The following is a 14,897-nucleotide window of genomic DNA, read 5'->3' on the forward strand; positions in this document are numbered from 1 at the left end:
ATTATTTTCATTGATCTGTATCTAAAATCGTGCTCTCCAAAGCATTGACAGTAAAATACTCTTGTACGGTCTTTTTCTCACCGTTCACTTTTTTGTCATACTCAACCGTAATTCTCCATACCGGCGCCAGCACCTGTGTACTTGTCAGCGGATATTGCGCAACGTAGCCGAATTTGACACTCTTTATCGTACTGTACTCTTTTAATTGATTTTGATAATACAATAACTCAACCGCATCCATTTCAGTGATCAGGCTTTCCTTCTGGATTTGCTTAAAGGTGTCAAGCGTCGTCTGGTCGTATGACACAACCTCGTTTTTATCGTTCAAACGCAAAATCACTTGCCCGATCATATTAGAAGACGTGTCGGTCTGCTGATAAATGTAATGGCCCTCATATGTTTGGAAGAAAATAATTTCTTTTTGCGATTTATCAACCTTCCAAAGCTTATATTTTTCACCGTCTTGGATTTTCGAAGAAACAAGCGCCTCGGCATCGTCCTCGATTTTCTTCTTGGACAAGGCGATCGGATTTGTAAATTTCATTTTCAGGGTCGTTACTTTACGATCATCACTAGGCATGTCCATCAAAGGCTTTTGATCCTTAAGCGCCTCAATTTCGTCCTTGGTGAAGGCCTTTTGATTCGCTGTGATTCGGTAGCCTTCTGTCGCTTCCTTATTCAGCCCTTCATACGTAATATGATCGGCCTTCATGTCATGCTCGACATCATTTTTAATGACTTCGTAATCTTTGCTGGTAGACTGCCATTTTTGAAAAAACTGATAGCCTAAGAAAATATCTAAAATGAGGAAGGCAACGATGAAGATTGATTTTGTCTTATTCCACTCCACTGTTTGCCCCCTCCTTCTTCAATAGGTCCTTCGTGATCGGCACAATTTTCCCGTTTATTTTCATCGCCCAAACAGGTTCCAGCTCAACAAGAGGGTCATTATTGGATGATGTTGATACCAATTGATACGCAAGGAAAATCTGATCAATTTTATCCGTATTATAAGCGGTTTGTTTAGAAAGCAGCAGCTTCACTTCACTTCCGCTCATCAGCTCAGTCTCAGTCGTTTTAATCGGATTTGTCCCGAGACTGAAATTCGGCCGTTTATAGCTTAGAATTTCATCATTCGCCCACTGCACCGTAATCGCTGATGTCGCTCCAAATGGTTTGGAGGTGCTGTTAATGACCGGTGTCTGGTCCATAAAGATATAAAAGCTTAGCTGCTGACTGTCATTGATATTGAAGAATTGATAATGATCTGTCCAACTTCCCGTATCCTCAAGGTATTTTTGGCTCTTTTTAATCAATTCTCCGGTTTGATAGGATGTGCTTTGCACCAAATTGCGTTGTTGAAATTGCACCTGGCGCTGGCTTAAATTCACATCTAAACGGCTGATCCCATCTGTCAGCACGTTTCTGTTGTTGTAATTCGAATCTTCCCTTACAATACTTGGATCGCTGAACAACGCTTGCTTAAAGGTGTTTGTTTTAATGGATTCTGTCACAAATTCTTTTTTATCCATCGTAAGCGTTTTGTTCGGCAGCAGAAACTCTTTCTTGGAACCGATAGAGAACAGACTGTATGCCGGCATGTTTGATTGACTGTTTTTCAAGTCATTCATCATGTTTCGGTAGTTTGCCGATTCAACGGTCACTTCCAGAATCAGCTGCTTGCTGAAAGATACCAAATAGATTTTCTTGTTCGCTTTTGTTTCATGAAGCGGAATCAGAATGTGGTCAAACGAACTGTATTCAAATGACTGGTTAGACCATTTAAACAGCGTTTGGAAAATATCAATCGGAATCGTGTCATTGAATTGCAAGTCGAGTTTAGCATCATACCCGCTTATCCCATAAAACCAGCTCTTAAATGCTGTCTTGTCATACTGATCAGAAATATCTTTGATTCCTTTTACATCCCAATGCGGCAAGTCAGACCAGACTTCATGATAAAGGGAATCATCGTCCACTTTATAATGAGCGCCGCTATCATGGATAAACATGTCTCTCGGCCTTACCGTTTCAGACAGCCTTTGGGTGTTTTTTTCGATTTTATGCTTCTCACGCACAGGAGACGCTGTTGAAGATGAGCCTCCGGAAAAATTTGGCTGGAACGTCCATATCCCCCACGTAAACACAAGGCTGATGACGACGAGTACCGTAAGTAATATCGTTTTTATATTTTCACGCTTCATCCCAATCATCCTCTTGTTCCTCTTTATATGGAAGAGTAAATGTAATCGTCGTGCCTTTTCCTTCTATGCTGTCCGCCCAAATATCCCCGCCATGCGCCTGAACCATTTCCCTGGCAATCGCAAGTCCGAGACCGGTCCCGCCGAGCTTTCTCGTTCTTGCTTTATCCACCCTGTAGAAGCGGTCAAAGACTTTTTCGACATCTTTTTTCGGAATACCGATCCCTTCATCCTTGACGCTAATATAGAGAAGCTCTTCCTCTTCATTTACGTCAATTGAGAATGTCACATGTCCGCCTTCCGGTGAGTATTTCAAAGCGTTGGAAATAATATTATCAAGCACCTGCGTAATTTTATCTTGGTCAATCTCAACATACAGATTTCTATCCGGCAGATTACGGATAAATTCCACATGCTGTTCTTTGGTCATTTCAAAACGGTCAATAATAAGGGACATAAACCGGACAATTTGAATCCATTCCCGGTTAAATTGATAATCCTTGCTGTCGAATTTGGAAAGCTGAAGCAAGTCATTGACAAGCCGGATCATACGCTCCGTTTCATTTTGCGTCACCATTAAGAAACGCGGGGCAATGTCTTTATTTTCCCACGCGCCTTCGGCTAACGCTTCTAAATAACTGCGCATTGTCGTAAGCGGCGTCCGCAGCTCGTGTGATACATTTGCCACGAATTCTCTGCGCTCCTGATCCATTTTCTCTTGCTCGGTTACATCGTAAATGACCGCAATTAAGCCATCAATTTTGCCATGTTCCCTTTGAATCACAGAGAAATTCACGCGAAGCACCGTTAATTGATCATCACGCTCAATTTCAAGCAGCATAGAATCCTGCTGCTCCACTAAATCTTCAAACGTATAATTCTCTTGAATCCCCAGCAAACTCGTAATCGGCATTTCTAAAGCTGTTTCACGTGAAACGTTCAACAGCTCAAGCGCCGGGCTGTTTAAGAGAATAATCGCTCCGTTACGGTTCGTGGCGATAACGCCGTCTGTCATATACGCAATAACAGAAGCTAGCTTTCTGCGTTCTCCTTCTGTCATCGCCTGGGCATCTTCAAGCTCTTTCGTTAAGTGGTTAAACGTGGTGGCGAGCTGCCCGATTTCATCATGCCCATACTTTTTAACCTTCCTCGAGAAATTCCCTTTCGCAAGCTCCATCGCCTGCTTTCTCATATCTGAAAGCGGGTGGGTGATGGTTCGCGCCAGAAAAATACCGAGGAGCGCCGTCAAAACGAGCGCCAAACCAGTGCCGGACGCCAGTATCGTGTTGATGGTCTTCATTTGGTTAAAAACTTCTTCCATACTCGCGACAACATAGATCGCACCGACAACTTCTTGGTTTTCAGTCATGACGGGCTTTGCGGAAATGAGCACTCTAATTTTGCTTCTCGGGTCATAGTACTTTCTTAAATACGATTGTTTAGTAGAGAAAATCCTTTTAAATATGAGATCAGTCGTTTGTTTCCCTGCTACTTCCTCACCATACGGTTTTGATGAACCGACCACTTCATAGCTTTTATCTACAAAACTAATTTCCCGAACTTCATCACTTTTCGTGAAATCATTCAAAATACGGCTGACGTCATCCTTGATGACGGTACTGTCGTTATCACTTTTATATTCTTGTTCGATATAATAAGAAAGGTTGTCGATTCGCTGATTCAGCGACTGTTCATAAGAGCTCATCAGCGATTTCTCGACCTGATTGACAAAATACACCCCAATGATTTGCATGGCAATGATGATCAAAAGCACATAGATCAAGGTAATCTTAAATTGGATCGACCGAAAAAAACCAACCTTATTCATAAGGGCATTAGTCCTGTTCTGGGTTTCTCAAGTAATAACCAACTCCGCGGCGTGTGACAATCCAATTTGGATGGCTTGGGTTGTCCTCAATTTTTTCACGAAGCCGGCGGACTGTTACGTCAACCGTTCTGACATCACCGAAGTAATCATAGCCCCAAACGGTTTGAAGCAAATGTTCACGTGTCATCACTTGTCCGATATGCTTTGCTAAATAATGAAGCAATTCGAACTCACGATGAGTCAATTCGATTGTTTCATCCCGTTTTGATACGACGTACGCGTCAGGGAAGATGACAAGAGAACCGATATGAATCTCGTTAGAGGACGGCTCTTCCTCCGCAGGCGCTGTTGTCAGCTGTCGGCGCAAGTTCGCTTTTACACGCGCCAGAAGCTCACGTGTGCTGAATGGCTTTGTCACATAGTCATCCGCACCGATTTCAAGCCCGATGACCTTATCAATTTCTGAATCCTTGGCCGTCAGCATAATGATCGGCATATCGTATTTCTTTCTGACTTCACGGCACACTTCAACGCCGTCTTTATTAGGAAGCATAATATCTAAAAGAATTAAATCAGGCTGAAGCTCTTCTACCATTTCAACGGCTTCATTTCCGTCGTGGGCGCAGTGCACTTCATAGCCTTCTTTTCTCAAGTTAAATTCCAATATATCTGCAATCGGTTTTTCATCATCTACTACAAGGATCTTTTTATCCATCATTTTGATTTTCCTCCTGCCGAATAACTTCATTTCATCTATATCCTATTCATTTCATCACTTATGGCCTGTAAACAATAGGTCCTTGTCTATTATAACGGTTTAAGGTGAAAAGATAAAAAAAATAAAGGTTTAGAAAAAAACACATGTTTCACCTTTATCCGCCAATGGTTTCTCTTTTGTCATACCGGTAAATCTTTTTAAAAAAATGATCATTCAATTGAAACCTCCCCTCATAGGAGTGCGTCTTTATCAATGACGTCTTCTTCTTTGAACCGGCCGCAGGGCCGGTTCTCCCTTTTTCTTCTATTATAACACTTCTCATGTTTGCCTTTTCCTAAAAGAAAAAACGCACCTACAATTGCAGATGCGTTTGGTAAGTGGCTCGGGACGGAATCGAACCGCCGACACACGAATTTTCAGTCCGTTGCTCTACCAACTGAGCTACCGAGCCAAATGTTTTATTTTTCTCTACTATGTAAAGTAAAATGGCGGTCCGGACGGGACTCGAACCCGCGACCTCCTGCGTGACAGGCAGGCATTCTAACCAACTGAACTACCGGACCTTACAGTAATTGCCCGGAGAGCTGTCGTGTCAGCTCTCACAGACAAATAAGGAATTTAGCAATAACGCTAAAGTAAATCAATGACCCGTACGGGATTCGAACCCGTGTTACCGCCGTGAAAGGGCGGTGTCTTAACCGCTTGACCAACGGGCCTTCACGAAATGGTGAGCCATGAAGGACTCGAACCTTCGACCCTCTGATTAAAAGTCAGATGCTCTACCAACTGAGCTAATGGCTCTCAATATGCCGGATATTCCATAGAGCAAACGACTCGGATCAAGTTCTCATCTTGTACTCTATTGAAGCAGTTTCCGTAACAACGAGATTTATAATATCACGAACAAATAGAAGTGGCAATAACTTTTTTGGTTTTTTTTCATATTTTTTTCTCAGACCAACTTAGATTCGGGGTTCACTAAAAAACAAGCCCCAGAATTAGGGGCTTGTAAGGGCATGATCTATTAGTTCGCACGGTACACGCTGCGAAGGACATTTGTCTGTGCACGGTCTGGACCGACAGAGAAAATAGAAAGCGGAATGCCTGTCAGCTGAGACACACGCTCAAGATAGTGGCGCGCGTTTTCCGGAAGCTCGCTCAAGCTCTTCGCACCTGTGATATCCTCAGTCCAACCCGGCATTTCTTCATATACCGGCTCACATTCAGCAAGCGCTTTGAGGCTTGCCGGGAATTCTTCAATGATTTCGCCTTTGTAGCGGTACGCCACACAGATTTTCAGCGTTTCAATTCCTGTTAAAACGTCAATTGAGTTCAGGGAAAGATCTGTAATTCCGCTCACACGGCGGGCGTGACGGACAACGACGCTGTCAAACCAGCCGACACGGCGCGGACGGCCTGTTGTTGTTCCATATTCACGTCCGACTTCACGGATTTGATCACCGATTTCATCTTTCAGCTCAGTCGGGAAAGGACCATCACCGACACGAGTCGTATATGCTTTTGATACACCGACAACGTGCTGAATTTTGGTCGGGCCAACGCCAGAACCAATCGTGACACCGCCGGCAACCGGGTTAGATGATGTCACAAACGGGTATGTTCCTTGGTCGATATCGAGCATAACCCCTTGCGCGCCTTCAAACAATACACGGCGGCCATCATCAAGCGCATCATTTAAGACAACAGATGTATCGCAGACATATTTTTTAATCTGCTGGCCGTACTCATAATATTCGTCTAAGATTTCCTCAATTTTAAACCCTTCTGTCTCGTACATTTTCTCAAGCAGGCGGTTTTTTTCTTCAAGATTGCGTTCAAGCTTTTCCGCAAATGCGTCACGGTCTAACAGGTCCGCGATTCGAATTCCGATGCGGGCTGCTTTATCCATGTAAGCAGGGCCGATTCCTTTTTTCGTTGTGCCGATCTTGTTAGCCCCTTTTCGCTCTTCTTCCACTTCATCCAATTTCAAGTGATACGGCAGAATGACGTGAGCTCTGTTGCTGATTCTCAGGTTATCTGTACTGACGTTGCGCTCGTGAAGATACGCTAGCTCTGTGACTAATGCTTTCGGGTCTACAACCATTCCGTTTCCGATCACACACGTTTTATCCTTATAGAAAATTCCAGACGGGATTAAGTGGAGCTTGTATGTGACTCCGTCAAACTTGATTGTATGCCCTGCGTTATTTCCGCCTTGATAACGGGCGATCACTTCTGCATTTTCTGACAGGAAATCTGTAATTTTACCTTTTCCTTCATCGCCCCATTGCGTACCTACTACAACTACTGAAGACATGTCCGTGCACCTCCGTTAACCTTTCAAAACGATTCTATTCAAACAAATCAAGTTTATCAGTGAAGAAACAGAAAGTCAATTGTAAATCCGAACATTAAATTAATGTAAAACTATATTTGTTCGCTTTCATTCGTTTTAGAAGCGTTTTCTCACCGATTTGCCATCAAAATCTTACGAAACTTTTGTCCTTTACCATAAAAAAGAATCACTTGCCTGATAGCCCTTTTGTACTCATAAAAACGACTCGCCAGCCGTCCGGATCCTCTATCGTCACGCCTCCATGGCTCCAGTAAGGGTTCTCTGATTCCACCTGTTGATAGCCCATGTGCTGAAGCTTTGACGTGATCGCTGCCAGTTCATCAGCATCAGGCACATAAAAAACGAGGAGACTGTCGGGATGGGGAACAGGGGCACTGCTTTCCCCCTCATATTGAGTGAATTCCAAATGATAATCAGCACGCGGGAGGCCGTACATGACACCATCGTATCCGTTATGCTTCGAAAATTCTCCGATTCGTTTCAAGCCCAGCCCCTCTTCGTAAAAACGAATGATTTCATCTAGCTGGCCCGTAGGCCGGGCAATCCGGATTTGCGCAGCGTGAAAATATGAAAAACGCTTTCCCATGTTACCATCTCCTTTTTACACCATTTTATTAAAACGCTTTCAAACCTACATCCGCTGAGCGACCGGAATATCTTCCATCTTTCGAATGAAAAAACCCCAAGATCAGCTCTTGGGGTTTATGCGCCAGGCGGAACACCTGCGTCATCAAAACGCCGTTCCAGGTTGACGAACTTATTGTATTCTTTTACGAACGCAAGAGACACGGTTCCCACCGGGCCGTTACGCTGTTTGGCAATAATAATTTCGATAATGTTTTTATTCTCGCTCTCTTTATCATAGTAGTCATCGCGGTAAAGGAACGCGACAATATCCGCGTCCTGCTCGATACTTCCTGATTCCCGAATATCAGACATCATCGGACGTTTATCCTGACGCTGCTCAACACCACGTGAGAGCTGAGAAAGCGCGATAACAGGGACTTGCAGCTCCCTGGCGATCGACTTCAGCTCACGGGAAATTTCTGATACTTCCTGCTGACGGTTATCCTTTGACCGCCCGCTTCCCTGAATCAATTGCAGGTAATCGATCAAAATCATGCCGAGTCCGCTTTCCTGCTTTAAACGGCGGCACTTGGCGCGGATTTCACTCACGCGGATACCCGGTGTATCATCGATGTAAATCCCGCTGTTTGACAGGCTTCCCATCGCCATCGTCAGCTTGCCCCAATCCTCTTCCGTCAGGTTTCCAGTACGAAGATTTTGGGCATTGATATTTCCTTCGGCACAGAGCATACGCATCACGAGCTGCTCTGCACCCATCTCAAGACTGAAAATCGCTACGCTTTCGTCGGTCTTGGTCGCCACGTTTTGGGCGATGTTCAGGGCAAAGGCCGTTTTCCCCACAGACGGACGGGCAGCCACAATGATCAAGTCGTTGCGCTGGAACCCCGCAGTCATCCGGTCAAGTTCTGTAAACCCTGTCGGAATTCCCGTAATATCGCCTTTTCGATTGTGAAGCTGCTCGATATTGTCATAAGTCTGGACAAGGACGTCCTTAATATTTTGGAAGGCACTCGTGTTTTTGCGCTGTGCCACTTCCATAATCGTTTTTTCCGCTTCACTGAGTAAATCCTCGACCTCATCCTCACGGGTATATCCGTCTTGAGCGATGGTTGTCGCGGTTCTGATTAATCGGCGAAGAATCGATTTTTCCTCAACGATTTTCGCGTAATATTCTATGTTAGCAGCTGTCGGCACCGAGTTTGCGATATCTGTCAGATACGAAATGCCGCCCACTTCTTCCAGCAGTTCCGTGTTCGCAAGCTCAGACGTAACCGTCACTAGATCAACAGGCTCACCCCGGTCACCGAGCACCAGCATCGCATTATAGATTTTTTGGTGGGACATTCTATAGAAATCATCTGGTATCAATACTTCTGAAGCCAGTGTTAAAGCAGACGGCTGTAAAAAAATAGCGCCTAACACGGCTTGTTCGGCTTCTATGTTTTGAGGAGGAAGCCGATCATTTAGAAGGTCTGTCATGCTAAGCACCGTCCTCTCATTAAAAAAATCTCCAAACTCCATTCTACCATTTCTGCAGAAAAAAAATAGAAAATTTGTTGGTTTCCTATTTTTTTCAGCTAGCCGATTGGATCGTTTTGGACAGCAACAGCTCGGGAAATACGAAATAAAACGTGAGGGAGGAATGAAATATGATGAAAGAATATGCCGTTACACCCAATGTCGATGCGGACGGCTGGTTTATCAAAGTGGAGAATGTGGCGCCGACAGCTTTGTATACATCTAAGGACGCCGCAATTGAAAAAGCCAAACAGGTGGCAAAAGAAAACAGTCCGGCAAAGCTTGTGATTTATGACAAGTTTAAAAATGTGGAAGAAGAACACTCATTTTAATGATTAAAACCCTTCGCTGCAGCGGGGGTTTTTTTAGCGATACTCGCTTATTTCATCCATTGGAAGCCTGTGTGCATCATCAGATCAGCGGCTTTTTGATACAGGTCCCACTCCTCGAATAAAGCACATTTCCCCATCAGCTCCTGAAGCTTTCGCTTCACTTCTACATATTCTTCAAAGGTGACAGCTTTCTCAGTGTCTTTTTGGTGTTCAATCAGCATTTGTCTTAATAATGGCAACTGCGCGTGCATAGGAACCCTCCTTTACCTCTTTTATAATGGGCATTTTCGGATTGCTCCACTCCTTTGTGACATCTTCTTACGTTTCCCATCTGATTCTTGTACAATGGACAGAAGAGAGGAGGGATCTTTTGTGAGACCTTTGCAAATTTCTGCTGAAACTGCACAAAAGCTTGCAGCGTCCTTGAATCTGCCGCTTGAACAGATCATGCATATGCCTCAGCATACCCTGCTGGCCAAGTTGGCTGAATTGCAGAAAGAAGAAAAACAATCGTAGCATTTCGTTCGCATACTTGCTTACGTCTTACGGAATCATAATCATTATATGTTAGAAAGAAGAGGTAACTGCTTTGCCACATCCACAAAATAAAAAAATCCAATCGTTTTGGCTGATCGCCGGCATCATTTTTATTGCGTTTAACTTACGGCCCGCGATCACTTCAGTCGGTCCGGTCATCAGCTCAATCCGGGCAGAGCTGCATATGTCCAATGGGGCGGCCGGGTTTTTGACGGCACTCCCGCTGCTATCGTTTGCCGTTTTTTCTCCGCTTGCGCCCAAGCTTGGACAGCGGCTCGGAAATGAACGGACATTATGGCTTGGCCTTTTGGCACTGTTAATCGGCGTCTTGGTTCGCTCTGCCGGCTATACTCCCGCTTTGTTTTTCGGAACGGCACTCATCGGTATCGGAATTGCGCTCGGAAACGTACTTTTGCCAAGCTTAATCAAACATAAATACCCCGAAAAGTCAGGGATCATGATCAGCCTGTATACAACATCAATGAACATATTCGCCGCTTTGGCATCGGGTATCAGCGTTCCTTTAGCGGCCCAGATGGATGGCGGATGGAAGCAGGCCTTTCTCCTATGGGGCGGGCTGGCTTTACTCGCATTGCTGATATGGATACCACAGCTGCGCCACCGCGATACGGCAAACAAAGCGGTAAAGCTTCAAACCAGTTCCATTTGGGCTTCAAAAATGGCATGGTATGTCACCATCTTTATGGGACTGCAATCCTTTTTGTTTTACAGCAGCATCACCTGGTTTCCCGAAATTCTCCGTTCCCACGGGATTGATACGGCAACAGCCGGATGGATGGTGTCACTGATGCAATTTGCGAGTCTGCCTTCCACGTTTCTGACACCTGTTTTCGCAGACCGCTTGAAACACCAGCGCGGCATTGTTGCGGGGCTGATCGCCGTTTACCTCATCGGGCTGTGCGGATTGCTGGCAGGCGGCAGCCACACACTTCTTGCCATCTGGATGGTGATTATCGGTATCGGACAAGGCTCCAGCATTAGCCTGGCACTCACTTTGATTGGCCTCCGCAGTGAAAATGCCCAGCAGGCCGCGGCGCTGTCAGGCATGTCACAGTCTTTCGGCTACCTGCTTGCGGCCATCGGGCCAATCTTTGTCGGCTATCTCTTTGACCAGACGCATTCATGGACAATGCCGCTTATCCTTCTCATTGCTGCCCTGGTTGCAATGGGAGCAGCCGGACTGGGAGCCGGACGGGATCAGTACATTTTTCAGACAGGAAGACAAAGAAATTCAGCTTAAAAAAATGACAAAGCCCTAAAATGAAAACCGTTTTAGGACTTTGTCATCAACTGAGAGGCTTGGATTGCGCCAAGCCTCTTTTCTATTTCTATTAAGCTTCTTCTTTCACATGCACCTTCAATACAGCCTGCACCTCAGGATGCAGCTTCACAGGCACGTTTGTGTAACCTAACGCGCGAATGCCATCCGGCAGGTCAAGTTTCCGCTTATCCACTTTAATCTTATGGTCTTTTTGGAGCTGTTCAGCAATTTGCTTGCTAGTCACAGAACCGAATAAACGGCCGCCTTCACCTGATTTCGCGCTGATCTCAACAGTCAGTTTTTCTAAAGTCTCTTTTAGGCTCTTAGCCTGCTCAAGTTCGGCGATGGCTTCTTTCTTCTCTTTCTGCTTTTGTCCGTTTAGCGCGCTGATGTTTGACGCATTCGCTTCAACCGCGAGGCCTTTTTTAACCAGAAAGTTTTGCGCATATCCGTCTGCTACGTTTTTGACTTCGCCTTTTTTCCCTTTTCCTTTTACATCTTGCAAGAAAATAACCTTCATCTCTGTACGCCTCCCTCAAAATACTCATCTATGGCGTGCTTCAGCCGTTCCAGCGCTTCCGTTACTGAAATGCCGGACAACTGAGTCGCCGCATTTGTTAAATGTCCTCCGCCTTCCAGCGCCTCCATGATGATCTGAACATTGACCTCGCCAAGTGACCGCGCACTGATGCAAACGGTTTGTTCATCTCGTCTCGCGACAGCAAATGAAGCCTCAACCTCACTCATCGACAGCAATGAATCAGCTGCCTGCGCAATCAGCACTTGATCGAAGTATTCCTCCTCATTTTCAGGAAGAGAAGCAATCGCAATGTTCTCTTTATAAAGGATCGTATGCTGGATCAGCTTTGCCCGTTTAATATAGGAATCAACGGTTTCTTTCAGGAACTTCTGCACAAGCACCGTGTCGGCGCCTTTAGCCCTTAAATAAGAAGCCGCATCAAAAGTCCGCGAGCCCGTGCGGAGAGAAAAGCTCTTTGTATCCACTATTATACCAGCTAATAGGGCTGTTGCTTCAATCATATTGATTTTTAAGCGCTTCGGCTGATATTCAAGCAGCTCAGTCACCAATTCCGCTGTCGAAGAAGCGTACGGCTCCATATAAACGAGCAACGGATCTCTGATAAACTCCTCACCCCTGCGGTGATGGTCGATGACCACGACATGTTCAATTTTATTGACCAGCCGTTCCTCCATGACAAGTGACGGCTTATGTGTATCAACGATCACAAGCAGCGTGTCATCATTGGAAATTTCCATCGCTTCTTCAGGCGTAATAAACCTTGACCACAATTCTTCATATTTTTTGATTTCTTCAATCAAGCGCTGCACACTTGATCCGATTTGATTTGGATCAATCACGATAAAACCATCTTTGTTATTTGCCTGTGCGACCTTTAAAATCCCGATCGCCGCGCCGATAGAATCCATGTCGGGGAATTTATGCCCCATGATAATGACATTGCTGCTTTCAGAGACGATTTCTTTTAAGGCGTGTGAAATGACGCGGGCCCGCACCCTTGTTCGTTTCTCCATCGGGTTTGTTTTACCTCCGTAAAACTTCACCTTGCCGTTCGGCAGCTTAATGGCTACTTGGTCTCCGCCGCGCCCCAGCGCCAAGTCCAAGCTGGATTGCGCCAAATCGCCAAGTTCTTTCAGCGAGGAGACTGAAGCCCCGACACCAACGCTCAACGTCAGCGCAACGCCGTCAAATGAGGTTTTTTCCCGCACCTCATCAAGAATCGAAAACTTCGAATTTTCAAGTTTCGTTAAGATATGTTCATTAAGCACAGCGATAAAGCGTTCTGAAGACGTCCTTTTCAGGAAGATCCCATACTCCTGCGCCCAAGCGTTCAGCAAAGATGTCACCTGGCTGTTCATCGTGCTTCTCGTCTGGTCATCCAATCCTTGTGTCACATCATCATAGTTATCAAGGAAAATATACGCCAGCACGGTTCTTTCATTTTCATAAAGCTTTTCAATCTGGATTTGTTCTGTTACATCAAAGAAATACAGCAAGCGCTCATCCCGTTTGATGACAACCTTAAACTTGCGGTCATTCAATGTAACCGTTTCCGATTCCACCTCTTGTTTGATGAGCGGCACAACCGATTCACAAGTGTCGTAAAGTGATCTCCCCACTAATGTGCTTTCATTAAAGCAAGAAGAAAGAAACGGATTTGCCCATTCTATATAATATTGGTCATTAAAAAGCATGATGCCAATCGGCATTTCCATCAATGCCTCTTCACCGACTTTTTTCAACCTGTAGGATAACGTAGAAATATAAGCATCAATCTCTTGTCGAATAAGAGAATCAGCGCGTTTAATAAAAAACAAAATAACTGCAAGCAGCAGCACTTCGACGGTTCCTAATATCCAGTTAAAATAAAAGCTGATGAGGATTGTAATGATTGACAGAGCAATCATTGCATAGATGGGATACCGAAACAGCGGTTTTTCATAAAAGCTTGGCAATTCTATCACTCCCCACCATGTGAGTAAAACTCATGTTCACTTCACCTTTTTCCTTATATGAAAGCCTATATCTATTACGCCTAAAATGCGAATCGCTGCCATAAAAATCGGATGCATCAGCCCAAGAATCACTGCAATCACTGCCGCAGCCTTCGGATATTGTTTTTTATGGCAATAGAAAAAGATAAATGATAAACCTTGGATGAAAATCAGAAACCCGAGTATAAACTCCCCATTTAAAGCGATAGAGTACAGCATTTGGCCCTTTTCTAAAGGCAAAAATGAAAGCAACACAATCATTAAATACAGCACTACAACACTTTGCGGAAACTTCAACTCTCTAAAAGGCTTTAGATTAGGAATATCGGGGGAGAATCGCCTTAAGAGCGGCTTAGCGATAAGGTAACTGAGGAAAGAAAAAATAGCTCCTACCATCACAATAGCTGTTGGAAAAAGATATTGAACGATACCCATTTGTTCTTCCATCAGTTTCAATTGCTTATCAAGCTGTTCAGCATTGCCCGACTGCTTCACTACCGTTCCTACCATATCAAGAGTCTGCCGGTATTGTATCATTGCTTCATCAATGATATTGATACCCAAAAACTGAATGCTTATCACAAAATAGAAGACAATACAAAGCATATAAATAAGAGCGCCCGAAATGATGGCATTCCCGGGTTCTTTCTTCTTGAAAAAGTGCCCCATGGCAATGCCAGCGCAAGCTGACATAAAAGCTAAAATAAGTCCGTTGAAGGACCCGACAATAAAAACGACCGGAAGACTGACAGCGCCCATCCACGTCCCTAATTTCAATCCATGTCTGATCGTATACAGGATCAAGGGCAGAGGCATTGCAAAAAACAGAATTGTTCCGATCACAGGTACATATACGACCAAAAGCGTGATGATCGCAAAAAGACTGATTAAAACAGCACCTTCCATTAATGCTCTCGTTTGTTTCACTTAGTCACCTCGTATCATCCTGAACACACGAATAGAAAAGAGCAGCATAAACGACTGCTCTTTCTTCATCGCTGC

At 44.7% G+C, this 14,897-nt stretch carries 14 protein-coding genes and 4 tRNA genes; 3 read left to right on the forward strand and 15 right to left on the reverse strand.

The genetic code is table 11. The features are described 5' to 3' along the window. Positions 1 to 7: 7 nt before the first annotated feature. The 11 genes from M1D98_RS19550 to dnaB all read right to left on the reverse strand — a co-directional run bounded on the left by M1D98_RS19550 (position 8) and on the right by dnaB (position 9,170). The gene (locus tag M1D98_RS19550) at positions 8 to 850 is read right to left on the reverse strand and encodes a two-component system regulatory protein YycI (RefSeq protein WP_121641620.1); all 843 of its coding nucleotides are present in this window, start codon (positions 848 to 850) and stop codon (positions 8 to 10) included. After that, the gene (gene yycH / locus M1D98_RS19555; RefSeq protein WP_121643680.1) at positions 837 to 2,204 is read right to left on the reverse strand and encodes a two-component system activity regulator YycH; all 1,368 of its coding nucleotides are present in this window, start codon (positions 2,202 to 2,204) and stop codon (positions 837 to 839) included. Before yycH ends, M1D98_RS19550 begins: the two co-directional genes overlap by 14 nt. Further along, positions 2,194 to 4,029 (reverse strand): cell wall metabolism sensor histidine kinase WalK, encoded by a 1,836-nt coding sequence (gene walK, locus M1D98_RS19560; protein ID WP_039074911.1) that lies wholly within the window; start codon positions 4,027 to 4,029, stop codon positions 2,194 to 2,196. Before walK ends, yycH begins: the two co-directional genes overlap by 11 nt. Before the next feature lie 7 nt (positions 4,030 to 4,036). Further along, positions 4,037 to 4,744 carry a cell wall metabolism DNA-binding response regulator WalR gene (gene walR, locus M1D98_RS19565; RefSeq protein WP_003244363.1) on the reverse strand — a complete coding sequence of 236 codons (708 nt, stop codon included), beginning with the start codon at positions 4,742 to 4,744 and terminating at the stop codon, positions 4,037 to 4,039. 381 nt (positions 4,745 to 5,125) lie between these two features. Continuing rightward, positions 5,126 to 5,198, reverse strand: a tRNA-Phe gene (locus M1D98_RS19570). A 35-nt stretch (positions 5,199 to 5,233) separates the two neighbouring features. Continuing rightward, positions 5,234 to 5,310: transfer RNA gene (locus M1D98_RS19575), tRNA-Asp, on the reverse strand. A gap of 81 nt (positions 5,311 to 5,391) precedes the next feature. Beyond that, positions 5,392 to 5,463, reverse strand: a tRNA-Glu gene (locus tag M1D98_RS19580). A 9-nt stretch (positions 5,464 to 5,472) separates the two neighbouring features. Continuing rightward, positions 5,473 to 5,548 (reverse strand) — tRNA-Lys (locus M1D98_RS19585). A 223-nt stretch (positions 5,549 to 5,771) separates the two neighbouring features. Further along, positions 5,772 to 7,064, reverse strand: coding sequence for an adenylosuccinate synthase (purA, locus tag M1D98_RS19590; protein WP_039074910.1), 1,293 nt, complete (start codon positions 7,062 to 7,064; stop codon positions 5,772 to 5,774). Positions 7,065 to 7,269: 205 nt separating this feature from the next. Beyond that, complete coding sequence (locus M1D98_RS19595; RefSeq protein WP_456279887.1) at positions 7,270 to 7,689, reverse strand: VOC family protein; 420 nt, start codon at positions 7,687 to 7,689, stop codon at positions 7,270 to 7,272. Positions 7,690 to 7,805: 116 nt separating this feature from the next. After that, positions 7,806 to 9,170, reverse strand: a complete 1,365-nt coding sequence (dnaB, locus tag M1D98_RS19600) for a replicative DNA helicase (RefSeq protein ID WP_039074908.1) — start codon at positions 9,168 to 9,170, stop codon at positions 7,806 to 7,808. 170 nt (positions 9,171 to 9,340) lie between these two features. Between dnaB and M1D98_RS19605 the strand changes: the two genes are divergently transcribed. Beyond that, entirely contained in the window at positions 9,341 to 9,541 is a 201-nt protein-coding gene (locus tag M1D98_RS19605; RefSeq protein ID WP_082022651.1) for a DUF2188 domain-containing protein, read from the forward strand. A 47-nt stretch (positions 9,542 to 9,588) separates the two neighbouring features. Here M1D98_RS19605 and M1D98_RS19610 read toward each other — a convergent pair whose 3' ends face one another. Then, the gene (locus M1D98_RS19610) at positions 9,589 to 9,792 is read right to left on the reverse strand and encodes a hypothetical protein (RefSeq protein WP_456279888.1); all 204 of its coding nucleotides are present in this window, start codon (positions 9,790 to 9,792) and stop codon (positions 9,589 to 9,591) included. A 121-nt stretch (positions 9,793 to 9,913) separates the two neighbouring features. Here M1D98_RS19610 and M1D98_RS19615 point away from each other — a divergent pair, with 121 nt between their 5' ends. Then, a complete protein-coding gene (locus M1D98_RS19615) occupies positions 9,914 to 10,057 on the forward strand; it encodes a YycC family protein (RefSeq protein ID WP_052245589.1) in 144 nt (47 codons plus the stop codon). Between the two features lie 73 nt (positions 10,058 to 10,130). Beyond that, positions 10,131 to 11,339: a CynX/NimT family MFS transporter gene (locus M1D98_RS19620; protein ID WP_456279889.1), complete on the forward strand. Its 1,209-nt coding sequence runs from the start codon at positions 10,131 to 10,133 to the stop codon at positions 11,337 to 11,339. A gap of 91 nt (positions 11,340 to 11,430) precedes the next feature. Here M1D98_RS19620 and rplI read toward each other — a convergent pair whose 3' ends face one another. From rplI to M1D98_RS19635, 3 genes are read right to left on the reverse strand one after another with little or no spacing between them, the layout of a single operon-like run. After that, positions 11,431 to 11,880 (reverse strand): 50S ribosomal protein L9, encoded by a 450-nt coding sequence (rplI, locus tag M1D98_RS19625; RefSeq protein ID WP_039074906.1) that lies wholly within the window; start codon positions 11,878 to 11,880, stop codon positions 11,431 to 11,433. Continuing rightward, a complete protein-coding gene (gene gdpP, locus M1D98_RS19630) occupies positions 11,877 to 13,856 on the reverse strand; it encodes a cyclic-di-AMP phosphodiesterase GdpP (protein ID WP_456279890.1) in 1,980 nt (659 codons plus the stop codon). Before gdpP ends, rplI begins: the two co-directional genes overlap by 4 nt. A 36-nt stretch (positions 13,857 to 13,892) precedes the next feature. Beyond that, positions 13,893 to 14,822 (reverse strand): YybS family protein, encoded by a 930-nt coding sequence (locus M1D98_RS19635; RefSeq protein ID WP_039074904.1) that lies wholly within the window; start codon positions 14,820 to 14,822, stop codon positions 13,893 to 13,895. Positions 14,823 to 14,897: the final 75 nt, after the last annotated feature.

Source organism: Bacillus sp. K7 (assembly GCF_053903245.1).